Here is a 22,458-nt window from a genome sequence, read left to right as displayed (position 1 = left end):
CTGCGGCCGCTGAGCCCGCTGCGCCCGCTCACGCCGCCCACGTTCTCAGGACCAGAGCGGCCATGGCTGCAGAGTGCACGTATGGCCGATCTGGTCCTGAAAAGGTGAGTCGCGCGGGGGTCTCGGTGCGGCGCCGGGGCGGCTACGCGACCGGCGAAGCGACGGCGGGCTGACGACGGCGGGCCCTCGCGGCATCCGTCGCTCCGAGCCGGCGCACGGATTCGAGCCAGGCCGCGCGCTTCTCGGGGGTCGAGAACCGCACGGGCGTCAGGCGCGTGATGCCGACGGTGCGCACGCCGCAGTAGGCGAGCGTCGCGCGCTTGAGGGAGGTCTCGGCGGCGTTGCGGTAGACGAACCGGTTCCAGGCGATCGGCGAATCCATGGTCATGACGATGCGCGCGGTCTTGCCCGTGAGCAGTCGCGTCGAGACCTGGCCGCGTCCGTACCGGAACGCCGTGCCCGAGAGCACCGCCCGGTCGAGGAACGCCTTCAGCACGGCTGGGTACGTGCCCCACCACTGCGGGAAGAAGAACACCAGGTGGTCGGCCCAGGCGATCTCGTCGATGAACTGCCGGATGCGCGGCTCGAGGTGCGCGGTGTCGCCCTCTGGTGCACGCAGGTCGGTGCGCGTCGCCGGCAGCAGGTCGAACTCGCGCTCGGCGAGGTCGATGACGCGCACCTCGGAGTCGCCGGTCCAGGCGTCGACGGATGCCGCGCGCAGGCCGGTCGTGTACTGCTCGGCCAGGGCGTGGTTGAAGCTGCCGGCCGTGGGGTGGCCGATGATCACGAGCGTGTTCGTCATGGTTCAGTGCTCCTTGGAGTCGAGGTGGCGGATGACGGCCTTGAGGTCGTCGTGGAGGGCGTCGAGGTCGACGGTGTCGAGGTCGTCGAACTCGTCGGTGAACGAGGCTCCGAGCACGGGCAGCGCCTCGGAGAGCAGGCGACCCGCCTGCGGGGTGATCGAGAGCAGCACGCGTCTGGCGTTCGCCGGGTCGGTGCTGGTCTGCACGAGTCCGGCCTCGACGAACGAGGGGACCCGCTTGCTCACGGCCGCCTTGCTGACGCCGAGGCAGTCGGCGAGCGTCGTGATGTCGGGCGGCGTCGGCAGGTCCGCGATCACCGCGACGAACTGGAACTGGTTGAAGCTGATGCCGAACCGCGCCCGCAGCAGGGCGTCGGCGAATCGGTCCATGCGGTCGACGAGCAGGTGCAGGGTGACCGTGAGGTGATCGCCCAGTGGGCCGCCGGGTGCTGGAAGGGCTTTGGGTTCGGGGCTCATGTCATGAGTAAACCGGTTGACATCGCCGGTGTCAACAGGTTGACGTAGATTGGTCAACATGTTGACATTGTCGAGTCGCGGGGCGTCCGCGTGCGGGAGAATGGACGGATGACGAGAACGGTGCGCGGAGCGAGGCTCCTCATCACGGGCGCCGCGGGCGGCATGGGCCGCATGTACGCGCAGCGCGCCGTGGCCGAGCACGCGGCATCCGTCACCCTGTGGGACCGCGACGCCTCGGCGCTCGCGCGCACCGTCGACGAGCTCGGTGCCGTCTCGAAGGGGCGCACGCGCATCCACTCCTACGTGGTCGACCTCGCCGACCTCGGCTCGATCGCCAAGCACGCGCAGAAGGTGCGAAAGGAGGTCGGCAACCCCGACGTGCTCATCAACAACGCGGGCATCGTGCGCGGCAACGCCTACTTCTGGCAGACCGACAACGGCGACGACACCCGGCCGACCATGCAGGTCAACGCGCTCGCGCCCATGTACGTGACCCGCGAGTTCCTGCCCGGCATGATCGCCGACGCCTACCGTCCGGCGCGCATCGTCAACATCGCCTCGGCGGCCGGCACGCTCGCGAACCCGCGAATGGCGACCTACGCGGCGTCCAAGGCCGCGCTCATCGGCTGGAGCGATTCGCTGAGGCTCGAGCTCGAGCAGGCCGACCACACCAACGTGCGGGTCACGACCGTGGCACCCAGCTACATCTCGACGGGCATGTTCGCGGGCGCGCGGGGGCCGGTGCTCACCCCGATCCTCGAGCCCGAGTTCGTCGTCGACCGCGTGTGGTCGGCCATGCTCAAGGGCCGGCCGATGCTCGAGCTGCCGTGGAGCGTCGGGTTCTCACGCGCGTTGCGCGGCCTGCTGCCGACGCGCGTGTTCGACCGCCTCGTGGGTGACGCCTTCGGCGTCTACCGGTCGATGGAGCGGTTCACCGGGCGCTGATCGCGATCGGCTCGCACGCGCACGCGCACCGGCTGCGGCCGGCGCCGCAGCGCGACGAGGCCCAGCAGCATCGGACCGACGAGGGCCGAGAGGCAGATGGCGGCCAGCCAGGAATCCGGGTTCATGCGAGCACGATAGGCCTGCAGGCTGAACGCCCGCCGCGAATCAGAGCTCCTTGCGCATGTGCAGCGAGGCGGTGAGGTACCCGAGGCTCTCGTACAGCGTGATCGCCGGGATGTTGTAGGCGAAGGCGTTGAGGCCGAGGCTCTTGGCGCCGCCCTCGCGCGCGATCGCGTCGGCGCGCTGCATGACGACCCTCGCGATGCCGCGGCGCTGGAACTCGTCGTACACGCGGATGTCGTAGACCCACCAGTCCTCGACACCCGTGCCGTTCCACGGTCCGAGCCAGAACCAGCCGGCGTCCTCGCCCGCGAGGCGGATCGTGAAGAGCAGGTGGCCGTCGATCAGCCGCCCGTCGGGGAAGAAGCGCTGCTCCGACTCGGCGCGCGCGGCGTCGGCCGCCTCGGCGCTGTCGCCAGCCTCCATGCGGGACTCCTCGTACTCGCGCATCGCGACGGGCAGCCATGCGGCGACCTCGTCGGGACTCTTCGGCTCGAGGGCGATGTCGTCGGGGTGCACCTGCGTCATGTCTCCATGTTGGCGGATGCCGCGGCGGATGTCTCGGGCGACGGGCCGGCGTCTCGAGCCCGATGTCGCGACCCACCGGCCGCGGACGATCGGTCAGTCGTCGCCCTTGCCCTTGCCCTTGTCGTCCTTCTTCTTGTCCTTGTTGCTGCCGCTGTTGCCCGGGGAGTCGTCGCCCGAGTCCTCCGAATCGTCGGTGGTCGGCGTCGGGGTGGGCGTGGGGGTCGCAGCGACCTGCGCGGTCTCCAGGTCGGCCCGGACGAGGGCGATGGAATCGCGGATCTGCGCCTCCTGCGCGGCGTCGAGGCCTCCGGCGGCGACAGCGTCGTCGACGTCGGCCTCGAGCCGGTCGAGCTCCGCGAGGGCCCCGGCGTAGTCGGCCGTCGCCGCGCGCTCCGAGACCCGCACGACCGACGCGTGCATCGCATCGGACTCATCGTTCGTCGAGGCGCAGGCCGTGAGGCCGAGGCCGACCACCAACGCGATCGAGACCGCCGCGATGGTCGTGGCGCGGGGGCGAGCGGATCGGCGCATCACGGCTGCACCGCCTCATCGAGCTGCTCGAGGTGCACGCCGAGTTCGCCCGGCACGCTCGGGAGCGGCTCGGGAGCGGTCGCCGGCGGTGCGGTCAGGGGAGAGATCAGGATCCAGAGCAGTGCGGCCGCCGCGGCGACGAGCAGCACGACCACTCCGACGCGGACCGGGCGCACCGACCGCTTCGAGGGCTCGGGGCCGGCCGCGGCCCTCGGCTCCGGCCCGGCCGCGTCTGCGGACACGGGCTCCGGCCCTGCCGCGCCTGGCGCGTCGAGCACGCGCGTCGGGTCGTCGTCGCCGGCTCCGCCGTCGGGTGAGGTCGGCATCCGCTTCGTCGGCGCATCGGCGACCTCCGGGGACGCGACGTCGGCTGCGGCGACGGTCGGCGTCCCGGCCGACTGGGCGAACGCGACCGTCGCCGCCGTGGCGCCGGCATCCGCTCGCTCCGTGACGTCGAGTGCGGATGCCGCGACCGCGACCTCGAGCGCGGTCGGGCGCTCGCCGGGCTCGCGTGCCGTCATCGAGCGGAGCAGGGCGACCCAGTCGTCGCCGAGCGCGGTGGGCACGACGGGATCGCGCATGAGCCGTGCGCCCGCGGACTCGGCGGCCGGGCCCGGGAACGCGGTCGTGCCGGTGCGGGCCTCGAGCAGGAGCAGCCCGAGTGCGTAGACGTCGGCGGCGGGCCCGGGATCGGCGCCCGTCACCTGCTCGGGGCTGAGGTACCCGGGCGTGCCGACCAGCAAGCCGGTGCCGGTGAGCCGGGCGTCGTCGATGAGCCTCGCGATGCCGAAGTCCGCGAGCTTCGCGTTCCACGTGCGGCTCGGCAGGTGCGCCGGCTCGAGCAGCACGTTCGCCGGCTTCACGTCGCGGTGCACGATGCCGCGACCGTGGATCACGTGCAGCGCCTCGGCGAGGTCGGCGAGGAGGTCGGCGGCATCCGCGGGCCCGATCGGACCGAGCCGCAGGGTCTCGCGCAGGTCGCGTCCGTCGACGAGCTCCATGACGAGGAACTCGCAGCCCGTGGCGTCGTCGTGCGATGCGTCGTAGAGGCGCACGAGTGCGCGGTGGGAGAGGCTCGCGAGCAGGGCGATCTCGGACGCGCGCCGCTTCGCGTCGTCGAGGCCCTCGGCCCCCGCCGCGAACACCTTGACGGCCACCTGGCGTTCGAGTGCCAGGTCTTCGCCGCGGTACACGCTCGCCATGCCGCCCCGGCCGATGAGGCCGTCGAGGCGATATCGCTCGTCGAGCGTTGCGCCGATGAACGGGTCGCCGACGACGTGTCGGGGGGTGGTCGTCACCCCTCGAGCGTAGTTCGAAGTGCCGACCGCCGCCCGTCGAAGCCGGGGGCTGGCCAGGTTTCGATCGATGCGGTAGCGGATGCCGCGTTCGCCCGCGCGCTGCGCTCGCGGCGTGACGCGCGGTCGCGCCCGACCGCGACGCCGGCCTGGCGCCTAGAAGATCATCGGCCGATCGTCGTCGTCGCCACCGAGGTCGAGGTCGACGAGCACGGGCACGTGGTCGCTCGGGGCGGTGCCCTTGCGCTCGTTGCGGTGGATCGAGGCGCCGGTCACGGCGTGCGCGAACGCCTCGGACCCGAGGATGAAGTCGATGCGCAGGCCCTCGTTGCGCGGGAACCGCAGTTGCTTGTAGTCCCAGTACGTGAAGCCCTCCGGCACGAGCGGGCGCACCACGTCGGTGACGCCGGCGCGTTCGAAGGCGAAGAACGCCTCGCGCTCGGCGGGGGAGACGTGCGTCGTGACGCCCTCGATGACCGTGGGGTCGCCGTTGTCGTGGTCGAACGGCACGATGTTGAAGTCGCCCATGAGCGCGAACGGCCGGGTCGGGTGCGCGGCGGTCTCGGCGCGCGTGTACTCGGAGAGCGCGGCGAGCCAGTCGAGCTTGTACGTGTAGTGCGGGTCGTCGAGCGAGCGCCCGTTGGGCACGTAGAGGCTCCAGATGCGCACGCCGTCGATGGTCGCACCGAGGGCGCGGGCCTCCTTCGGCAGGTCGGGGCCCTCGTGTCCCTTGAGGAACCCGGGCATGCCGGGGAACTCGATCGCCACGTCGTCGATGGGTGCGCGGCTCGCGATGGCGACGCCGTTCCACTGGTTCAGGCCGTGGATCGCGAGCTCGTAGCCTGCCGCCTCGAACGCCTCGTGCGGGAACTGCTCGGGCTTGCACTTGATCTCCTGCATCGCCAGCACGTCGACGTCTTCGCGCACCATCCAGTCGACGGTTCGTTCGACGCGGGTGCGGATCGAGTTGACGTTCCAGGTGGCGATGCGCATGGGTTCAAGCCTACGGTCGGCGTGCGACACCGATGAACGGGCGACGGATGCCGCAGGCGGCCGCCCGCGGCATCCGCTCGGGTCTGCCCGGCGGCCGTCGTCGGTGCTCGGCCCGCGACTCAGGCGGGCAGCTCGGGCTCGTGGTCGGAGGCCGCCCGCGCGAGCGGCAGCACCACCCACGCGCCGATCACGACCACCGCGCCGACCCCGAGCGCCCACCAGCCGGCCTCGCGCGACACCGCGACGTCGAACACGAGCGAGGTCACGCCGACGAGCAGCAGGCCGACGACCGTGAGGTGGGCCACGAGCAGCCGGTTGCCGGTGAGGACGAGCCGTTCCTTGACCTTGCGGCGGAACAGCGCGCGGTGCAGTGTCACGGGCGCGAGGCCGATGACCGTCGCGAGCCCCGCGAGCGAGACGAGCACCAGGTAGAGGCGCAACTGGTAGTCGTCGAGTTCGCCGAACCGGGGCTGGAAGGCCACCGCGATCAGGAAGCCGCCGATCAGCTGGGTGCCGGTGAGCGCGACCCGCAGCTCCTGCAGGATCTCGTTCCAGTTGCGGTCGCTGCGCTGGTTGGCGGTCTCGTCGCGGCCGTCGTCGGGCGCGACGTCTCGGTGGGCTTCCATGCTCGATCGTACGCAGAGCGGATGCCGCGCCCGCAACCCCCGGCGCATGGCCGCCGCGACGTGCCCGCGTCGCCGCTGGCCGTCGGGGCGGCCGACCTGCGAAGATCGTTCGAGCGCTGAGATCGGGGGTTGCCGTGGGGTACAGCATCGAAGGCATCGACGGGGTGCCCGAGATCGAGCAGGGCGACGACCTCGCCGCGATCATCGTCGGCGCCGTGCGCCTCGAGGAGGGCGACATCCTCGTGGTCACCTCGAAGATCGTGTCGAAGGCCGAGGGGCGCGTCATCGCCGCGGCCGATCGCGAGCAGGCCATCACCGACGAGACGGTGCGCGTGGTCGCGACCCGCGAGTACGAGGGCGGTGTGACCCGCATCGTCCAGAACCGCCAGGGCATCATCGGCGCCGCGGCCGGGGTCGACGCCTCGAACGCGCCAGACGGCACCGTGCTGCTGCTGCCGATCGACCCCGACGCGTCGGCGCGGGCGCTCGCCATCGGCATCCGCTCGCTCACCGGGCTCGGCATCGGCGTGATCCTCTCCGACACGCTCGGCCGGCCGTGGCGCGACGGGCAGACCGACATCGCGATCGGCGCGGCCGGCGTGCACGTGTTCGACGACCTCAGGGGGGCGACGGATGCCACGGGCAAGCCGCTCGCGGTCACGATGCCGTGCGTGGCCGACGAGATCGCGGGCGCGGCCGAGCTCGTCAAGGGCAAGTCCGCCGGGATCCCCGTCGCCGTCGTGCGCGGACTCGGACGGTACGTGGGCGCGATCGACCTGCCCGGCGCCCGCAGCATCCAGCGCCCGCCGGAGCGCGACCTGTTCAGGGTCGGCGCCGACGAGGCGTACGCCAACGGGTACCGCGACGGGTTCGACGAGTCGCAGAACGAGGGGCCGCTGCGGCGGGATCTGTAGCTCTTCGACCCACTTCGTGTTTTTTGGATCCAGAACAAGGTGATCGAGGGCGATATCCGCTACGTTCGGGATCCATGAGCGCGCAGAACGCAGCACCCGGTGGCCTCACGCCGGCATCGGCAGCATCCGCCGACGGCGGGGCGGCCGCCCTCAAGCAACTCGCGGGCCAGCACGCGACCGGGTACCGCTCGGTCGGCGTGATGGTCTACGACATCCTCAAGGACGCGATCCTGAACGGCGCGCTGCTGCCGGGGCAGAAGCTGCGCCAGGAGACCCTCGCCGAGCTCATCGGCGTCTCGCGGCTGCCTGTGCGCTCGGCGCTGATCCAGCTCGAGGCCGACGGGCTCGTCGAGTTCCACGACCGCCGCGGCGCCGTCGTGAAGTCCCTCTCGCCGGCGCAGGCGAAGGAGGTCTACGACATCCGCGTGCTGCTCGAGGTCGAGGCGCTCCGGCTCACGATGGCCGCGATCACCGACGAGCGCGTCGCACGCCTGCGTGACCTCGGCAAGGCCGCCGACCGGCAGCAGGAGGGCGCGGACTTCGTCGACGCCCGCACCGAGTTCTACGCCGAGCTCTACGACGCCGCCCAGCGGCCCGTGCTCTGGGAGATGATCGAGCAGCTGCGCCTCAAGGTCGGCCGTTACGTGCTCGGCTGGCGCCTCGTTGGCGACGCCGAGCACAGCCACACGCATGAGCAGCTCATCGAGGCCGTGGCGTCCCGCGATGCCGACCGGGCCGTCGAGGTGCTGCGCGACCACCTCGTCGGCGTGCGCGATGCGGTGCTCGAGCTGCTCGAGGCCGAGTCGAAGGCGGCCGATGCCTCGGCGCCGGCGTCGCGGGGCCGCTCACCGCGCTGAGCGGCTCGCCGTCGCCGGTCGAGTGGCGCAGCGTACCGAGACCTTGCGGGGTGCTGGTCTCGATACGGCGTCGGCGCGCCTGCTCGACCGGCGAAGGGCGCGCCCTCGACCGGCAAGGCGCGATCGCTCGCCCGCGATATTCGATCTGCGTATTGCCTTTTGGATCCAGAATCCGAAATACTAAACCTGTCGGGATGCCGACGACCTGAACGGGCCCGCAGAATGTTCGAATGCGTGCCCCGGCCCCGCGCGGGAGCGGGAGGATGGAGGGGTGTCAGTGCACATCGGATACGCCGCCATGCTCGAGCAGTTCCCGCCTTCGGAGGCGGTGGCGCTCGCCGCGCTCGCCGAGCAGCACGGTTTCTCGGGCGTCATGGCCTCCGACCACTTCCAGCCCTGGTTGCCGCAGCAGGGCGAGTCCTCGTTCGTGTGGAGCGTGCTCGCGGCGCTCGGCGAGCGCACCACCGGCGACCTCGGCCCGGGCGTGACCACGCCGACGTTCCGCTGGCACCCGGCCATGGTCGCCCAGGCGAGCGCGACCCTCGCGTCGATGTACCCCGGCCGGCACTGGCTCGGCATCGGCTCGGGCGAGGCGCTCAACGAGCATGTCGTCGGCACCTACTGGCCAGAGGCGCACGAGCGCATCAACCGCATGTTCGAGGCCGTCGACCTCATCAAGAAGCTCTTCACGGCCTCCATCGCGGGGCGCGAGGTGCGCCACGCCGGCCCCCACTTCCGGCTCGAGACCACCCGCCTCTGGACCATGCCGCCCGTCGCCCCCGAGATCTACGTCGCCACGCAGGGTCCCGTCACCGCCAAGCGCGCGGGTCGCCAGGTCGACGGCATCATCACGACCGGCGCCGACGACGAGCGCCTGCGGGTGCTCCTCGGCAAGTTCGACGAGGGCGCCCGCGAGGGCGGTCGAGACCGGTCGAAGCTCACGCGCGTGCTGCAACTCCACCTCTCGTGGGCCCCGACCGACGAGGAGGCGATGGCGAACGCGCTGCGCGAGTGGCCCATCGCGGGCATGCGCTTCGCTCGCGGCGACATCCGCTCGCCCTTCGAGTTCGAGCAGCTCGCCCGTTCGGTGCGGCCCGAGGACTTCAACGGCCGCCTCACGATCTCGAGCGACCCCGACGTGCACCGCGCACGCATCCAGCGCTGCATCGACCTCGGGTTCGACCGCATCTACCTCCACAACGTCGGACGCAACCAGCAGGAGTGGCTCGAGGTCTTCGGGCGCGAGGTCCTGCCGAGGCTCGTGCGATGAGCACCGCGTTCGCGACCGAGCAGCGGGCCGCCCGCGCGAAGACCGCCGAGCCCGCGGATGTCGCAGCAGTCGCCGTGCGCGCCCTGCCCGGCATCGGCGAGATCCGCCCCGGCGACGACCTCGTGGCGATCATCGCATCGGCCGCCGATCGCGCCGGCGGACTCCGCGACGGCGACATCCTCGTGGTCACCTCGAAGATCGTGTCGAAGGCCGAGGGGCGCATCGTGCACGCGACCGACCGCGAGCAGGCCATCACCGACGAGACCGTGCGTGTGGTCGCGACCCGTGCGCACGAGGGCGGCGTGACGCGCATCGTCGAGAACCGGCAGGGCATGGTCGCGGCCGCCGCGGGCGTCGACGCCTCGAACACGGCAGACGGCACCGTGCTGCTGCTGCCCGTCGACCCCGACGCGTCGGCCCGAGCACTCGCCGCCGGCATCCGCTCACGGAGCGGCGCGACCGTCGGCGTGGTCCTGTCGGACACGCTCGGTCGCCCGTGGCGCGAGGGCCAGACCGACGTCGCCATCGGGGCCGCCGGCGTGCACGTCGTCGACGACCTCCGCGGCGGCACCGACGCAGCCGGTCGCACGCTCACCGTGACGATGGCGTGCCTCGCCGACGAACTCGCGGGTGCGGGCGACCTCGTCAAGGGCAAGGCGAGCGGATGCCCCGTGGCCGTCGTCTCGGGCCTCGCGCGCGCCGTCGGCCCGCTCGACCTGCCCGGGGCGGCCAGGATCGCCCGCCCGTCGGAGCGCGACCTCTTCCGCCTCGGCACCGACGAGGCCATCGAACTCGGACGCCGCGACGGGCACGATCACGGCTTCGCGCGCGGACGTGCGGTCGGGCACGCCGAGGGATTCGCCTCCGGCTACGCCGAGGGCGTCGCGGCTGCGCGCACGGAGGCGCTCATGGCTCGGGCCTCGAGGGCATCCGTCGTCCCGGGTGCATCGGCGGGGGCGACGACATGCTGACCTACGACGTGGTCGTGCCGGTCAAGCTGCTCGCCGAGGCCAAGACCCGCCTCGCGCCATCCCTCGACAGCGCCGCACGCGCCGGACTGGCGCGGGCGTTCGTGCTCGACACCATCGACGCCGCGCTCGCCGCCGAACGCGTCGCGCAGGTGATCGTCGTCGGCGACCTCAGCGGCCACGTCGACGAGGTGCCTGCCGGCGTCGTGGTCGTCGCCGAACCCGAGCCTCGCTCGCTCTCCGCGGCGATCCGCCACGGCATCGCGGAGGCGCGGCGCATCGCCGTCGACGAACGCGATTCCGGCCACGCGGGTCGAACGGCGCGCAGCCACCGGGGCATCGCGGTGCTGCTCGGCGACCTGCCGGCGCTGACCCCGCAGGCGCTCGATGTCGCGCTCGGCGCCGCGTCGCGGCATCCGCTCGCCTTCATGCCCGACGCCGAGGGCACCGGAACGACGCTCGCGACGGCCGCAGCGCACACCAGGTTCGAGCCCGCCTTCGGCGCCGACTCGGCGATGCTGCACCGCGCGCTCGGCTTCCACGACCTCTCGCACGAGGTGCCTGCCGCCCTCGTCGAGCGGCTGCGCCGCGACGTCGACACGATCGACGCGCTCGACGCCGCCGTACGGCTCGGCCTCGGCGCGCACACCACGGCGGCCCTCGCCGCGCGCGACGAGCGGAGCGCCGTCGAGCCCGGAACCGCCGACACGGACGTCGCCGACGCCCGAGCCGCCGACGCCCGAGCCGCCGAATCCCACATCACCGAGACCGGCGCGCACACGCGCCCCATCGACTCCACCAGAAAGGGAGCAGCATGACCCTCACCCTCGGATACAAGGCCAGCGCCGAGCAGTTCGACCCGCGCGAACTCGTCGAGATCGCCGTCGCGGCCGAAGCCCACGGCATGGAGTCCGTCTTCACGAGCGACCACTTCCAGCCCTGGCGGCACACCGGCGGCCACGCGCCGTTCTCGCTCGCCTGGATGGCGGCGGTCGGCGAGCGCACCTCGAAGATCCGCATCGGCACCTCGGTGCTCACGCCGACGTTCCGCTACAACCCGGCCGTGCTCGCCCAGGCGTTCGCGACCATGGGCGTGCTCTACCCGGGGCGCGTGATCCTCGGCGTCGGCTCGGGCGAGGCGCTCAACGAGATCGCCACGGGCTTCCAGGGCGCGGGCGAGCAGGAGTGGCCCGAGTTCCGCGAGCGCTACGCGCGCCTGCGCGAGTCGGTGCGTCTCATGCGCGCCCTCTGGAACGACGAGGGTCAGGTCAGCTTCGATGGCGAGTACTACTCGACCCACGACGCGTCGATCTACGACCGGCCCGAGGGAGGGGTGCCGATCTACATCGCCGCCGGCGGCCCGCAGGTCGCGAAGTACGCGGGCCGCGCGGGCGACGGCTTCATCTGCACCTCGGGCAAGGGCGCCGAACTCTACGCCGAGCAGCTCATGCCAGCCGTGAAGGAGGGCCTCGAGGCCCGCACCGACGGCCGCACCTTCGACGAGTACGACCGCATGATCGAGATCAAGCTCTCGTACGAGGAGACCCAGGAGGCCGCACTCGACAACACGCGGTTCTGGTCGCCGCTCTCGCTCTCGAAGGAGCAGAAGCACGACATCACCGACCCCGTCGAGATGGAGCGAGCCGCCGACGCCCTGCCCATCGAGGAGATCGCCAAGCGGTGGATCGTGGGCACCGACCCCGACACGGTCGTCGAGCAGATCGGCCAGTACATCGACTGGGGCTTCAACCACCTCGTGTTCCACGCACCCGGGCACGACCAGCGCCGCTTCCTGCAGCTGTTCGAGCGCGACCTCGCGCCGCGCCTGCGCGCTCGCGCGGCGAAGTAGCGGCGCCACGCCGCGCGGCGGCGAAGGCGGTCACGTTCAGGGCGCCCCGATTCGACGACCGGGGCGCCCTGTTGCGCATCGGCGTAACGTGGAGCCTGCGAACCCGCGAACCGCGAGCCCGCGCGACGACGACGTCGGAGGAGGGGCCATGGCCGTCATCGGATGGATCGGACTCGGGCACATGGGCGGGCCCATGTCGGCGCACCTGGTCGCGACCGGGCACGAGGTGCGCGGATTCGACCTCGACGAGGCGGCCTGCCTGGTCGCGGCCGAGCGCGGCGTGCGTGTGTGCGAGAGCATCGCGGAGACCGTCGCGGGCGTCGACGCCGTGTTCACGTCGCTGCCACGCAACGAGCACGTGCGCGAGGTCTACGCGGCGGCCGGGGGCGTCTGGGCGACGGCTCCGGCGGGCGCCCTGCTGCTCGACACCTCGACGGTCGACATGGAGACCTCGCGGTGGTGCCACGCCGAGTCGGCGGCCCACGACCTCCGGTTCGTCGATGCCCCGATCTCGGGCGGCATCGCGGGCGCGATGCGTGGAACGCTGACGTTCATGCTCGGCGGCGACCCCGACGCCGTCGCGGCGGCCCACCCGCTCGTGGAGCCCATGGCGGCGCACGTCTTCGACCTCGGCGGGCCCACGCTCGGCATCGCGGCGAAGCTCGCCAACAACCTCATGCTCTTCGTCTCGCTGCTCGGCGTCGCGGAGGGGGCCGCGCTCGCCGCGTCGCTCGGACTCGACCCGGCGCGCTTCCACGAGGTGGCGTCCGCGTCGTCGGGGGACTCCTGGCCGCTCCGCACCTGGTACCCGGCCCCCGGCGTCGTCGAGACGAGTCCCGCGAACCGCAACTTCGACGCCACGTTCTCGGCTGCGCTCGCCGAGAAGGACCTCTCGTTCGCGGTCGCGGCGGGCGAGGCATCCGGACTGCACATCCCGGCAGCGGAGCTCGCGCTCGAGCAGTTCCGTCGGCTCGAATCGGAGGGGTACGCGGGCAAGGACGCGAGCCTCGTGGCGAAGTACCCGACCGCCGACGGCACGATCCCGGGGTTCGACCCCTCGGCCTGACGCGATCTCCGCCCGGCGGCGCGCGCGACCGCGATCGATCCGCTCCTACGCCGTGGACGCCTCCGAGCTGACGGCGTCGGCCGCAGGCGCCGAGGGCGGCACGGGCGCCGCGGTCGTCGAGGATGCCGCCGCGCTTGCGACCGCGATCAGCGGCCGACCGGTGAGCGGATGCGTGACGACTTCCGCCCGCACGCCGTAGACGTCGTGCACGAGCTCGGAGGTGAGCACCTCTGCGGGCGGGCCGGCCGCGACGACCCGCCCGGCCGCGAGCACGACGACGTGGTCGGCGTAGGCGGCCGCGTGCGAGAGGTCGTGCAGGGCGGCGACGACGGTGAGCCCGTCGCGCGCGAGCGCCGCGAGCAGGTCGAGGGCGACGAACTGCGAGCCGAGGTCGAGGTGGTTCGTCGGCTCGTCGGCGAGCAGCAGGGTCGGCTCCTGCGCGATCGCACGGGCGAGGGTCACGCGTTGCCGTTCACCGCCCGAGAGCGAGTCGAGGGGCCGGCCGGCGAACTCCGCAGCGCCGACCGCGGCGAGTGCGCCGTCGATGACGGCACGGTCGCGAGGCCCGGCGATGCCGAAGGCCCCGAGATGCGGGGTGCGCCCGAGGGCGACGGATGCCTCGACGGTCAGCCTCCCGTCGACCTCGGCCTGCTGCTCGGCGAGGGCGACGATCTTGGCTCGTTCACGCCGTCGCATGCCGCCGAGCGGGGTTCCGTCGAGTCGCAGTTCGCCCTCGTCGGCGCGCTCGACCGCGGCGATGAGGTGCAGCAGCGTCGACTTGCCCGCGCCGTTCGGTCCGATGAGCACGGTCAGCGCGCCGTGGGGCAGCGTCGCGTCGACGCCGTCGATGATCGTGCGTCCGGCGCGATCGAAGCGCACGCGCGAGAGGTCGAGGCTCATGCGGTCCTCCTCGTCCGAAGCAGCAGCCAGGCGAAGACCGGCCCGCCGACGAGTGCGGTGATGATGCCGACCGGCAGCTCGCGAGGGTCGAACAGGGTGCGGGCGGCGGTGTCCGCCCAGACGAGGAAGATCGCCCCGGCGAGGGCCGAGAGCGGCAGCAGCGCGCGGTGACCCGGCCCGGTCACGAGCCGCACGGCGTGCGGGAGCACGAGCCCGACGAAGCCGATCGACCCGCTCACCGCGACGAGTGCGCCGGTGAGCAGCGCCGTGCCGCCGAGCAGCAGCACGCGTGAACGGGCGACGTGCACGCCGAGCGCGGCCGCTCCCGCCTCGCCGAGGGCGAAGGCGTCGAGCGTGCGGGCGCTCGCGACGAGCGGCACGCCGACGACGACGAGCGCGACGCCGCTGATCGCGACGGAGGTCCAGTCGGTGCCCGCGAGCGAGCCGAGCAGCCAGTTGAGGATCTCGCGGTAGCTGTCGCCCGTCGCGCTCCAGAAGATGACGAGGCTCGTGATCGCCCCGAACACGCTCGACACCGCGATGCCGGCGAGCACCGTCGTGGTGGGGTCGAACCGGGCGCCGCGGCCGGACCTCGCGGAGGACGCCATGGCGAGGCCGAGCGTCGCGACCAGGGCGGCCAGCGCACCCGCGAAGGCGGCGAGCGGAAGCAACAGCCCCACGCCGAGCACGATCACCACGACCGCGCCGACCGAGGCGCCCGACGAGAGTCCGAGCAGGTACGGGTCGGCGAGGGTGTTGCGCGTGACGGCCTGCATGACCGCACCGCAGAGTGCGAGGCCCGCGCCGACCACGGCCGCGGTGATCACGCGCGGCATCCGGAGTTCCCACACGATGCCGTCGCGGATCGGCGAGAGGGTCGGCTCGCCGAACCCCAGGTGCGCGGCGACGCTCGCGAACACGTCCGACGGCGCGATCGGCGCGGGTCCGATGGTGACCGCGACGACGACGGATGCCGCGAGCAGCGCCGTGAGCAGCAGGCCCCAGGCGAGGGCGCGACCGCCGCCCGTCGGTCGAGCAGGCGCCCCGGCGCCGTACCGAGACCCCGTATCCGAGGATGCGGCGTCTGGTCTCGATACGCTCGCTGCGCTCACCACTCGACCGGCGGGTTCCATCAGTACCCCAGGGCTCCGAGCTGCTCGACCGTCGAGGCCACGGCGCCGACGTTGCGTACGCCGGCCTCGGTCGACGGGAAGTCGAGCACGACGTAGCGCTGCTCCTGCACGGCGGGCAGGGCGGCGGTCGCCGGGTTGGCCTCGAGCTGCGCGATCTTCTGGTCGGCCGTGTTCCAGGCGGCGTCGACGAGCACGATGACGTCGGGGTTCGCGTCGACGATCGCCTCCCAGCTCATCGAGGTCCAGGTGTCGTGCACGTCCTTCGCGATGTTGTCGAGCCCCGCCGCGGCCATGATCATCTGCGGTGCGCCGATGCCCGCTCCGACGTAGGGCGTCTCGTCGCCCGAGCTGTACCAGAGGGCGGTGAGCCCGTCGTCGTTCGGCTCGATCGCGTCGAGATCGGCCTGCTGCTCGGCGACGAGGTCGGCTGCGGCATCCGGAACCCCGAAGACGTCGCCGGCCTCGCCGAACTCGCGGAAGACCTCGTCGAAGGTGAGCGGGTCGGGCATGTAGCCCTCGGCCTTGCACGCGGCGGGGGCGACGTAGCTGTTCACGCCGAGCTTCGCGAGGGCGTCGCGCTCGCCGGCTCCCTCGGCAGACAGGTTCGACTCCCAGCCGGCGAACACGAGGTCGGGCTCGAGCGCGAGCGTCGCCTCCTGCGAGGGCACCTTGTCGGAGACGACCTCGATGCCGGATGCCGCGTCGGCGAGGTCGTCGGGCACGGGGCCGTCGCTGAACGCCGAGCCGATCACGCGGTCGGCGAGGCCGAGCGCGAGCATGAGCTCGAGGGTCGAGGACTTGACGGTGAGCACGCGCTCGGGAGCGGACTCGAGGGTGACGTCCGTGCCGCAGTTGTCGATCGTGAGCGGGTAGCCGGCGGCTGCGGCCTCGGCCGAGGGGTCTGCGCCGCCGGTCGAGGCGGCGGTGGGGCTCGCGCAGCCGGCGAGCAGCAGGGCAGCAGCGGGGATCGCGAGCACGGCGGCCGGGATCGCGAGGGCAGGGCGGTGACGGCGGGAAATGGGCATGGTTCCTCCGGGACGGTTCGGTGCGGACTTCGACAGTTGTCGAGGACTCACGGCCCAATCCCGGGCCATCACAACCGATCAAGGCGGATCGGCGGTCGGGTTCATCCTACGGCGCCCGGTGATTCGGAATCAATACTGGATTCTGGATCCAGAATACGCAATGATGACCATGCACTGCCGTTCCGCCGCATCGCAGCGACGAGATCCGAGAGGACCCGCACCACATGATCACCACGAACGTCGAGTTCTACAGCTCCGGCGACCGCCTCTCCGCGATCTGGCGAACGCCCGAGACGCCCGGCCCGTACCGCGCGATCGTGCAGGGTCCGGGCTGGCTCGGCCTCAAGGACGCGAAGCTCTACGTGCGCTACCACGAGGCGCTCGTCGCCGCCGGGTTCGCGGTGCTCATCTTCGACTACCGCGGCTTCGGCGACTCCGAGGGTGACCGCGGCATCCTCTCGCCCGCACGCCAACTGCAGGACCTCGTGAACGCGGTCACCTACCTGACCACGCGCGACGACGTGATCGCCGACGCGATCGGCGTCTTCGGCACCGGCGGCACGGGCGGCGGCAACGCCGTGCTCCTCGCCGACGCCGACCCGCGCGTGCGCGCCGCCGTCAGCCAGGTGCCGGTCGCCGACGGCACCGACTGGCTGCACCGCATGCGCCAGGAGCACGAGTGGCTCGCGTTCCTCGCGAGCCTCGACGAGGACCGCAGGCTCCGCGTCACGACGGGCTCCGGCCGGCTCGTGCACCCGCGCGAGGAGATCATGGTGCCCACGCCCGAGCGCCGCGCGACCACGATCAAGGCCGACGTCGACGACCGCATCCCGAGCGCGATCCCGCTCTCGTGCGCCGAGGAGATCCTCGCCTACCGCCCGATCGACGCCGCCGCGCGGCTCGCGACCCCGCTCCTGGTGATCGGCGTCGAGGGCGACGCGACCACGCCCACCGACCACGCCGAGGCGCTCTACGCCGCGGCCAAGGGGCCGAAGCAGCTCATCATGCAGCGGCACACCACCCACTACGCGGCCTACGACCGGTACTGGGAGCAGACCACCCCGCGCATCGTCGACTGGCTCGACCGCCACGTGCAGCCGAGCGACGTCGACATCCGCACCACCCTCTCGCCGCAGTCGGGCGAGGCCATCGAACACCTGGAGGCACCACGCATGGAGGCAGGACAGTGAGCATCGACCTCAGAATCACGGGCGGCACCGTCGTCACCCCGAGCGGACCCGTCGCCGGCGACCTGCTCGTGCACGACGGCAAGGTCGCGGGCGTCGTCTCGCGCGACGTCGCCGTCGACGCGGAACGCACCATCGACGCATCCGGCCGCCTCGTGCTGCCCGGCATGGTCGACGTGCACGTGCACACCCGCGAGCCCGGCTACGAGCACAAGGACGACATCCTCACCACGACCCGCCAGGCCGCGGCCGGCGGCGTGACGACGATCTTCGGCATGCCCAACCTGAAGCCGCCGACCGTCGACGTCGCGAGCCTCACCGACGTCTTCGAGCGCTACGCCTCGTCGTCGATCGTCGACTGGAACCACAACCCGGCGCCGACGAAATTCGACGAGATCGAGCCGATGGCGGCGATGGGCATCAACGCCTTCAAGATCTACATGGTCGTCGACACGGGCCGCACCTACCCGCACCCGGCGGGCACCGGCATCCACGACCACGGCCACCTGCTGCAGATCATGGATCGCATCGCGACCACCGGCAAGCGCTTCATCGTGCACCCGCACGACCAGGCGCTCATGGACTACATCGAGGGCGAGGTGCTCGCCCGCGGCGACAACACGCCGCAGGGCTACGCGTCCGCCTACGCCGCGCGCGAGGGCGTCATCTGGGATACGGCCATCGATGTCGTGCTGCGCCTGGCCGAGGCATCCGGATGCCCCGTGCACATCGCGCACATCCAGACCCGCCGTTCGATCGAGGCCGTGCGCCGCGCGAAGGCCTCGGGCATCGACGTGACGTGCGAGGTCAACCACTGGGCGCCGTTCCTCTCCACCTGGAACGACGTCGAGACGCTCGGCCCGTACGCGCTCAGCTACTGGGTGCCCGACGACAACCGCGCCGCCATCTGGGAGGGCATGCGCGACGGCACCATCGATGTCGCGAGCTCCGACCACGCGCCGCACACGCGCGAGGAGAAGGAGATCGGCTGGACCGAGATGTGGAGCGCCCACACCGGTACCCCCGGCATCCAGTACTACTACGAGCTCATGCTCGACGCCGTGAACCGGGGCGAGCTCGACCTCGACCGCGTCGTCGAGATGGTCGCCGAGGTGCCGGCCGACAAGTTCGGCCTCGCCGGCGTCAAGGGCACGCTCGCGGTCGGGGCCGACGCCGACATCGTGATCGCCGACATGGCGCACGAGTGGACCATCACCGACGACGACGTGCTGTCGAAGATCGGCTGGACCCCGTACAACGGCCGCACCATCAGCGCCCGCATCGAGCGCACGCTCGTGCGCGGCCACGAGGTCTACGCCGACGGCGTCGTCGTCGGCGAGCCCGGATTCGGGAAGCTCGCGGCCGCTCCGGCCGCACGATCGGCCGAACTGGCCGCAACAGAAGGGAAGTGACCATGAAATTCGGTCTGCTGCTGCCGCACTTCGGCGAAGAGGCGAGCAAGGAGAAGCTGCTCGAGGGCTCCAAGCGCGCCGAGGAGCTCGGCTTCGACTCGGTCTGGGTTCGCGACCACCTGGTCTTCGAGCCGCACGGCGAGATGGAGAAGCCCAACCGCACCTTCTACGACGCGCTCACGACCCTCACGGCCATCGGCGCCGTCACCGAGAAGCTCGAGCTCGGCACCGGGTCGCTGATCCCGTTCCGCCACCCGCTCGTGACCGCGCTCATGGCCGGCACGATGACCCAGCTGCTCGGGCCGCGCCTGATCCTCGGGTTCGGCGCCGGCACGTTCGACCACGAGTTCGATGCCATCGGCTGGGGCGACAAGGACCGCGTCGAGATGGTGCGCTCGAACGCCGAGATCCTGAAGCGCGTGTTCACCGAGAACGACGTGACCTACGACGACGGCATCTTCTCGTTCGAGAACGTCACCATCGAGCCCAAGCCCGTCGGCGGGCGCGTGCCGTTCTGGTACTGCGGCGCGACGCCCCGCTCGGCCCGGCTCGCGGCCGAGTACGCCGACGGCTGGATGCCCGGCCGCATCTCGCTCGCCTCGATCGAGAAGCGCATGGGCGTCATGAGGGAGATGACGGATGCCTCGGGCCGGCCGATGCCGACCATCGGCGTGATCCCGCCGACCTCCATCGAGGCGACGCGCGAGGAGGCGCTGAAGGACGTCAACGTTCCTGGCCTGCTCGCCTGGGCGAACAAGGCGAAGTTCGCGGTCAAGCCGCCGTCGGGCGTCTTCGAGACGGTGGAGGACCTCGAGGGCCAGCTCATCGTCGGCAACCCCGACGAGGCCGTCGAGGAGATCCGCAAGTTCGAGGCGACCGGCGTCGATCACCTCGTCTTCGACTTCCGCTTCAAGTTCGACCGCTTCTTCGAGCAGATCGAGTTGCTCGGCACCGAGGTGCTGCCGAAGCTCCGCCAGGGCGCGCCCGTCCCCGTCGCCTGACGCCCTTCGAACGACGAGTCCCGTGAGTGCGAGAGAGAGTAGGACCATGACGATGACCACCCCGACCGCCGACCGGGACGAGCCCGCGGCATCCGCTCCCCTGATCTCGGTGCGCGACCTCACGGTCAGCTACCACGTCGCGCGCACGGGGGCCACGCTCACGGCCGTCGAGGGCGTGAACCTCGAGGTGCACGAGGGCGAGTTCGTCACCGTGCTCGGCCCGTCGGGGTGCGGCAAGACCACGGTGATGAACGTCGTCGCCGGTCTCGTCGCCCCCACGTCGGGCGAGGTGCTGGTCGACGGCCGGCCCGTGACGGGCCCCGGCCCCGATCGGGCCGTCGTCTTCCAGGACTACGCCCTGCTGCCGTGGCGAACGGTCTTCGACAACGTGAAGTTCGGCCTCGAGATGCAGAAGCGGCTCAAGGGCGACGGATGGCGCGTCCGCGTGCAGGAGGCCATCGAACTCGTCGGCCTGTCGGGCTTCGAGAACTCGTACCCGAAGGAGCTCTCGGGCGGCATGCAGCAGCGCGTCGGGCTGGCCCGTGCGATCGTCGCCGAGCCGCGCATCCTGCTCATGGACGAGCCGCTCGGCGCGGTCGACGCGCTCACCCGCGAGGTCATGCGCGACGAGATCGAGAAGCTCATCGCCGCGACCGGCAAGACGGTGCTCTTCATCACGCACTCGATCGAGGAGGCGATCCTGCTCGGCGACCGCATCGTGGTGTTCAAGAGCCACCCCGGTGCGATCAAGGAGGTCATCGAGACCGGGCTGGCGCGGCCGCGCTCCGAGCGCAGCGTGCAGAGCGACCCGAGGTTCCTCGAGCTGCGCGACCACCTCTGGGACGCGCTGCAGGCCGAAGCCGCAGAGGCCGCGGTGGCGGGCGGCTCATGAGCGTCCTCTTCGCCAGCGGCGGACCCCGAGCCGGCAGGGGTGGGCTCGCCGCATGGCTCGCCGACCTCTCGACCGGGGGCAAGGCCGTCGTCATCGCGGTCGAGGTGTTCGTCGTGCTGCTCGTGTGGCAGCTCGTCGTCGGCTACTGGGGACTCATCAACCCGGTGTTCTTCCCCCCGCCGCTCGCGATCGCGCAGGGGTTCGGCGAGATCGTGGCGAACGGCTCGCTCGCGGCGAACGCGGCGGTGTCGGCCCAGGCGTGGCTCACGGGCTTCACGATCGCCGTGATCGTGGGCATCCCCGTCGGGCTGCTGATGGGCGCCTCGCTGCCGGTGGACAAGGTCGTCGGCCCGATCGCCTGGACGATCTACGCGACGCCGGCCATCGCCTACCAGCCGCTCGCGAAGGCGTGGTTCGGGTTCGGCATCGGGCCGGTCATCTTCCTCGTCGTGATCAGCGCGCTCTTCCCGATCATGCTCAACATCGCGGCCGGCATGCGCACGACGAGCCCGTCGCTGCTCCGGGCCGCGCGGGTCTACGGGGGGTCGCAGCTGGACCTCTATCGACGCGTGTTCCTGCCGTCGACCGTGCCGTTCCTCTTCGCCGGGCTGCGGCAGGCCGTGGTGCTCGCCACCATCGGCATGGTCGTCGCCGAGCTCTCGGGCTCGTCGAGCGGCATGGGCGCCCTGATCATCAAGGCCGCCAACACGTACCAGACCGACCAGGCGTTCGCCGCGATCGGCGTCGTCGTCTGCTGGAGTGTCGGCATGACGGGCGTCGTGACGCTCATCGAGCGCCGCGTCGCCCCCTGGACCAGGAAGGCACGCCGATGACCGCCACCGTTTCGATCGAGGCGCTCAACGCCCCCGCGCCGCGGCGCCGCCGGAGCGGCCCGAGCAAGTGGACCTGGCTCCTGCTCGGTGTGATCGCGGCGATCCTGCTCGTCTGGGAGGCCGCGGTCTCGTGGCTGCACCTCGTACCCGAGGCGTTCCTGCCGCCGCCCACGGCGGTGTTCGCCGCGTTCGTGCAGCTGCTCGTCGATCCCGAGTTCTGGCAGGCGTTCGTCTTCAGCATGCAGAACCTGCTCATCGGCCTCGTGCTCGCGGTCGTCGTCGGCGTGATCGTCGGCCTCGCGGTCGGCTGGTCGCCCGTGCTGCGGTTCATGGTCGCGCCGTTCCTGTGGCTGCTCTACTCGACGCCGAAGGTCGCGCTCGCGCCGCTGTTCATCCTCGTGCTCGGGCTCGGCAACGAGTCGAAGATCGCGCTCGTGTTCCTGCTGGCGGTGTTCCCGATCATCCTGAACACCATGGAGGGCGCGGTCACCGTGCCCGCCTCGCTGGTGAGCGCGGCGCGCGTCTACGGCGTGAACGGCGTGGCCCTCGGGTGGAAGGTGATCCTGCCGGCGACCCTGCCGTACAGCCTCGCCGGCATCCAGCGCGGCGCCGCACTCGGCTTCACGGGCGAGGTGCTCGGCGAGTTCCTCGGCGGCACGGGCGGGCTCGGCCACATGCTCGAGTTCGCGGCGTACCAGTTCCAGATGGACGAGGCGATCGCGATGGTCATCGTGATGGTCATCATCGCGAACCTGACGCTCGCGCTCATCGCGGTGCTGCGCAAGCGCCTCGCGCCCTGGTACGACGACCGGCAGATCATGGGCCGCAGTTAGG

The 22,458-nt window shown here is 71.7% G+C and carries 25 protein-coding genes; 14 read left to right on the top strand and 11 right to left on the bottom strand.

What is annotated here, in order from left to right; genetic code table 11:
* Nucleotides 1–142: 142 nt before the first annotated feature.
* Nucleotides 143–802, bottom strand: coding sequence for an NAD(P)H-dependent oxidoreductase (locus tag ABIC29_RS18510; protein ID WP_116085913.1), 660 nt, complete (start codon nucleotides 800–802; stop codon nucleotides 143–145).
* A 3-nt stretch (nucleotides 803–805) separates the two neighbouring features.
* Entirely contained in the window at nucleotides 806–1,279 is a 474-nt protein-coding gene (locus ABIC29_RS18505; RefSeq protein ID WP_354247881.1) for a MarR family winged helix-turn-helix transcriptional regulator, read from the bottom strand.
* Between the two features lie 108 nt (nucleotides 1,280–1,387).
* Here ABIC29_RS18505 and ABIC29_RS18500 point away from each other — a divergent pair, with 108 nt between their 5' ends.
* Nucleotides 1,388–2,224, top strand: a complete 837-nt coding sequence (locus ABIC29_RS18500; RefSeq protein ID WP_116085908.1) for an SDR family oxidoreductase — start codon at nucleotides 1,388–1,390, stop codon at nucleotides 2,222–2,224.
* Here ABIC29_RS18500 and ABIC29_RS18495 read toward each other — a convergent pair.
* From ABIC29_RS18495 to ABIC29_RS18470, 6 genes are all read right to left on the bottom strand, one after another.
* Nucleotides 2,191–2,349: a hypothetical protein gene (locus tag ABIC29_RS18495; protein ID WP_354247878.1), complete on the bottom strand. Its 159-nt coding sequence runs from the start codon at nucleotides 2,347–2,349 to the stop codon at nucleotides 2,191–2,193. The genes ABIC29_RS18500 and ABIC29_RS18495 overlap by 34 nt on opposite strands.
* A gap of 40 nt (nucleotides 2,350–2,389) precedes the next feature.
* The gene (locus ABIC29_RS18490) at nucleotides 2,390–2,872 is read right to left on the bottom strand and encodes a GNAT family N-acetyltransferase (protein WP_116085905.1); all 483 of its coding nucleotides are present in this window, start codon (nucleotides 2,870–2,872) and stop codon (nucleotides 2,390–2,392) included.
* Between the two features lie 93 nt (nucleotides 2,873–2,965).
* The gene (locus ABIC29_RS18485; protein ID WP_354247875.1) at nucleotides 2,966–3,406 is read right to left on the bottom strand and encodes a hypothetical protein; all 441 of its coding nucleotides are present in this window, start codon (nucleotides 3,404–3,406) and stop codon (nucleotides 2,966–2,968) included.
* Complete coding sequence (locus tag ABIC29_RS18480; protein ID WP_116085900.1) at nucleotides 3,403–4,701, bottom strand: protein kinase domain-containing protein; 1,299 nt, start codon at nucleotides 4,699–4,701, stop codon at nucleotides 3,403–3,405. Before ABIC29_RS18480 ends, ABIC29_RS18485 begins: the two co-directional genes overlap by 4 nt.
* Nucleotides 4,702–4,854: 153 nt before the next feature.
* A complete protein-coding gene (locus ABIC29_RS18475; RefSeq protein WP_116085897.1) occupies nucleotides 4,855–5,691 on the bottom strand; it encodes an exodeoxyribonuclease III in 837 nt (278 codons plus the stop codon).
* Between the two features lie 119 nt (nucleotides 5,692–5,810).
* Complete coding sequence (locus ABIC29_RS18470) at nucleotides 5,811–6,317, bottom strand: DUF6328 family protein (RefSeq protein WP_116085895.1); 507 nt, start codon at nucleotides 6,315–6,317, stop codon at nucleotides 5,811–5,813.
* A gap of 134 nt (nucleotides 6,318–6,451) precedes the next feature.
* Here ABIC29_RS18470 and cofE point away from each other — a divergent pair, with 134 nt between their 5' ends.
* From cofE to ABIC29_RS18435, 7 genes are all read left to right on the top strand, one after another.
* Nucleotides 6,452–7,231 (top strand): coenzyme F420-0:L-glutamate ligase, encoded by a 780-nt coding sequence (gene cofE / locus ABIC29_RS18465; protein WP_199471818.1) that lies wholly within the window; start codon nucleotides 6,452–6,454, stop codon nucleotides 7,229–7,231.
* A gap of 74 nt (nucleotides 7,232–7,305) precedes the next feature.
* Complete coding sequence (locus ABIC29_RS18460) at nucleotides 7,306–8,088, top strand: GntR family transcriptional regulator (RefSeq protein WP_116085890.1); 783 nt, start codon at nucleotides 7,306–7,308, stop codon at nucleotides 8,086–8,088.
* 271 nt (nucleotides 8,089–8,359) lie between these two features.
* Nucleotides 8,360–9,358 carry a TIGR03557 family F420-dependent LLM class oxidoreductase gene (locus ABIC29_RS18455; RefSeq protein WP_354247870.1) on the top strand — a complete coding sequence of 333 codons (999 nt, stop codon included), beginning with the start codon at nucleotides 8,360–8,362 and terminating at the stop codon, nucleotides 9,356–9,358.
* Nucleotides 9,355–10,329, top strand: coding sequence for a coenzyme F420-0:L-glutamate ligase (locus tag ABIC29_RS18450; protein WP_354247867.1), 975 nt, complete (start codon nucleotides 9,355–9,357; stop codon nucleotides 10,327–10,329). The genes ABIC29_RS18455 and ABIC29_RS18450 overlap by 4 nt, the downstream gene beginning before the upstream one ends.
* On the top strand, nucleotides 10,323–11,144 hold the full coding sequence (gene cofC / locus ABIC29_RS18445) for a 2-phospho-L-lactate guanylyltransferase (RefSeq protein WP_354247865.1): 822 nt from the start codon (nucleotides 10,323–10,325) through the stop codon (nucleotides 11,142–11,144). Before ABIC29_RS18450 ends, cofC begins: the two co-directional genes overlap by 7 nt.
* Complete coding sequence (gene fgd / locus ABIC29_RS18440) at nucleotides 11,141–12,175, top strand: glucose-6-phosphate dehydrogenase (coenzyme-F420) (RefSeq protein WP_116085881.1); 1,035 nt, start codon at nucleotides 11,141–11,143, stop codon at nucleotides 12,173–12,175. Before cofC ends, fgd begins: the two co-directional genes overlap by 4 nt.
* A 148-nt stretch (nucleotides 12,176–12,323) precedes the next feature.
* Nucleotides 12,324–13,241, top strand: a complete 918-nt coding sequence (locus ABIC29_RS18435) for an NAD(P)-dependent oxidoreductase (protein WP_116085990.1) — start codon at nucleotides 12,324–12,326, stop codon at nucleotides 13,239–13,241.
* Between the two features lie 45 nt (nucleotides 13,242–13,286).
* Here ABIC29_RS18435 and ABIC29_RS18430 read toward each other — a convergent pair whose 3' ends face one another.
* From ABIC29_RS18430 to ABIC29_RS18420, 3 genes are read right to left on the bottom strand one after another with little or no spacing between them, the layout of a single operon-like run.
* On the bottom strand, nucleotides 13,287–14,141 hold the full coding sequence (locus ABIC29_RS18430; protein WP_354247861.1) for an ABC transporter ATP-binding protein: 855 nt from the start codon (nucleotides 14,139–14,141) through the stop codon (nucleotides 13,287–13,289).
* Entirely contained in the window at nucleotides 14,138–15,253 is a 1,116-nt protein-coding gene (locus tag ABIC29_RS18425) for a putative F420-0 ABC transporter permease subunit (RefSeq protein ID WP_502915506.1), read from the bottom strand. The genes ABIC29_RS18430 and ABIC29_RS18425 overlap by 4 nt, the downstream gene beginning before the upstream one ends.
* Before the next feature lie 20 nt (nucleotides 15,254–15,273).
* A complete protein-coding gene (locus ABIC29_RS18420; protein ID WP_116085874.1) occupies nucleotides 15,274–16,299 on the bottom strand; it encodes a putative F420-0 ABC transporter substrate-binding protein in 1,026 nt (341 codons plus the stop codon).
* Nucleotides 16,300–16,523: 224 nt separating this feature from the next.
* On the opposite strand from ABIC29_RS18420, the gene ABIC29_RS18415 reads away from it, so the two are divergent.
* From ABIC29_RS18415 to ABIC29_RS18390, 6 genes are read left to right on the top strand one after another with little or no spacing between them, the layout of a single operon-like run.
* Entirely contained in the window at nucleotides 16,524–17,489 is a 966-nt protein-coding gene (locus ABIC29_RS18415) for an alpha/beta hydrolase (RefSeq protein ID WP_354247858.1), read from the top strand.
* The gene (locus ABIC29_RS18410; RefSeq protein ID WP_354247855.1) at nucleotides 17,486–18,898 is read left to right on the top strand and encodes a dihydroorotase; all 1,413 of its coding nucleotides are present in this window, start codon (nucleotides 17,486–17,488) and stop codon (nucleotides 18,896–18,898) included. The genes ABIC29_RS18415 and ABIC29_RS18410 overlap by 4 nt, the downstream gene beginning before the upstream one ends.
* Before the next feature lie 2 nt (nucleotides 18,899–18,900).
* Nucleotides 18,901–19,899, top strand: a complete 999-nt coding sequence (locus ABIC29_RS18405) for an LLM class flavin-dependent oxidoreductase (protein ID WP_354247852.1) — start codon at nucleotides 18,901–18,903, stop codon at nucleotides 19,897–19,899.
* 46 nt (nucleotides 19,900–19,945) lie between these two features.
* Nucleotides 19,946–20,791 (top strand): ABC transporter ATP-binding protein, encoded by an 846-nt coding sequence (locus ABIC29_RS18400; RefSeq protein ID WP_354247850.1) that lies wholly within the window; start codon nucleotides 19,946–19,948, stop codon nucleotides 20,789–20,791.
* Nucleotides 20,788–21,624 (top strand): ABC transporter permease, encoded by an 837-nt coding sequence (locus tag ABIC29_RS18395; RefSeq protein WP_354247847.1) that lies wholly within the window; start codon nucleotides 20,788–20,790, stop codon nucleotides 21,622–21,624. Before ABIC29_RS18400 ends, ABIC29_RS18395 begins: the two co-directional genes overlap by 4 nt.
* Nucleotides 21,621–22,457 carry an ABC transporter permease gene (locus ABIC29_RS18390; protein ID WP_116085860.1) on the top strand — a complete coding sequence of 279 codons (837 nt, stop codon included), beginning with the start codon at nucleotides 21,621–21,623 and terminating at the stop codon, nucleotides 22,455–22,457. Before ABIC29_RS18395 ends, ABIC29_RS18390 begins: the two co-directional genes overlap by 4 nt.
* The last annotated feature ends 1 nt before the right edge of the window (nucleotide 22,458 follow it).

This window comes from Agromyces sp. PvR057 (assembly GCF_040547485.1).
GTDB lineage: Bacteria > Actinomycetota > Actinomycetes > Actinomycetales > Microbacteriaceae > Agromyces.
This window is presented reverse-complemented; position numbering and strand designations above follow the sequence as displayed.

Bases quoted from the DNA above. Each gene is read 5' to 3' on its own strand.
- ABIC29_RS18510 (WP_116085913.1), bottom strand. From the start codon at position 802: ATGACGAACACGCTCGTGATCATCGGCCACCCCACGGCCGGCAGCTTC.
- ABIC29_RS18505 (WP_354247881.1), bottom strand. From the start codon at position 1,279: ATGAGCCCCGAACCCAAAGCCCTTCCAGCACCCGGCGGCCCACTGGGC.
- ABIC29_RS18500 (WP_116085908.1), top strand. From the start codon at position 1,388: ATGACGAGAACGGTGCGCGGAGCGAGGCTCCTCATCACGGGCGCCGCG.
- ABIC29_RS18495 (WP_354247878.1), bottom strand. From the start codon at position 2,349: ATGAACCCGGATTCCTGGCTGGCCGCCATCTGCCTCTCGGCCCTCGTC.
- ABIC29_RS18490 (WP_116085905.1), bottom strand. From the start codon at position 2,872: ATGACGCAGGTGCACCCCGACGACATCGCCCTCGAGCCGAAGAGTCCC.
- ABIC29_RS18475 (WP_116085897.1), bottom strand. From the start codon at position 5,691: ATGCGCATCGCCACCTGGAACGTCAACTCGATCCGCACCCGCGTCGAA.
- ABIC29_RS18470 (WP_116085895.1), bottom strand. From the start codon at position 6,317: ATGGAAGCCCACCGAGACGTCGCGCCCGACGACGGCCGCGACGAGACC.
- ABIC29_RS18460 (WP_116085890.1), top strand. From the start codon at position 7,306: ATGAGCGCGCAGAACGCAGCACCCGGTGGCCTCACGCCGGCATCGGCA.
- ABIC29_RS18450 (WP_354247867.1), top strand. From the start codon at position 9,355: ATGAGCACCGCGTTCGCGACCGAGCAGCGGGCCGCCCGCGCGAAGACC.
- cofC (WP_354247865.1), top strand. From the start codon at position 10,323: ATGCTGACCTACGACGTGGTCGTGCCGGTCAAGCTGCTCGCCGAGGCC.
- fgd (WP_116085881.1), top strand. From the start codon at position 11,141: ATGACCCTCACCCTCGGATACAAGGCCAGCGCCGAGCAGTTCGACCCG.
- ABIC29_RS18435 (WP_116085990.1), top strand. From the start codon at position 12,324: ATGGCCGTCATCGGATGGATCGGACTCGGGCACATGGGCGGGCCCATG.
- ABIC29_RS18430 (WP_354247861.1), bottom strand. From the start codon at position 14,141: ATGAGCCTCGACCTCTCGCGCGTGCGCTTCGATCGCGCCGGACGCACG.
- ABIC29_RS18420 (WP_116085874.1), bottom strand. From the start codon at position 16,299: ATGCCCATTTCCCGCCGTCACCGCCCTGCCCTCGCGATCCCGGCCGCC.
- ABIC29_RS18415 (WP_354247858.1), top strand. From the start codon at position 16,524: ATGATCACCACGAACGTCGAGTTCTACAGCTCCGGCGACCGCCTCTCC.
- ABIC29_RS18405 (WP_354247852.1), top strand. From the start codon at position 18,901: ATGAAATTCGGTCTGCTGCTGCCGCACTTCGGCGAAGAGGCGAGCAAG.
- ABIC29_RS18400 (WP_354247850.1), top strand. From the start codon at position 19,946: ATGACGATGACCACCCCGACCGCCGACCGGGACGAGCCCGCGGCATCC.
- ABIC29_RS18395 (WP_354247847.1), top strand. From the start codon at position 20,788: ATGAGCGTCCTCTTCGCCAGCGGCGGACCCCGAGCCGGCAGGGGTGGG.
- ABIC29_RS18390 (WP_116085860.1), top strand. From the start codon at position 21,621: ATGACCGCCACCGTTTCGATCGAGGCGCTCAACGCCCCCGCGCCGCGG.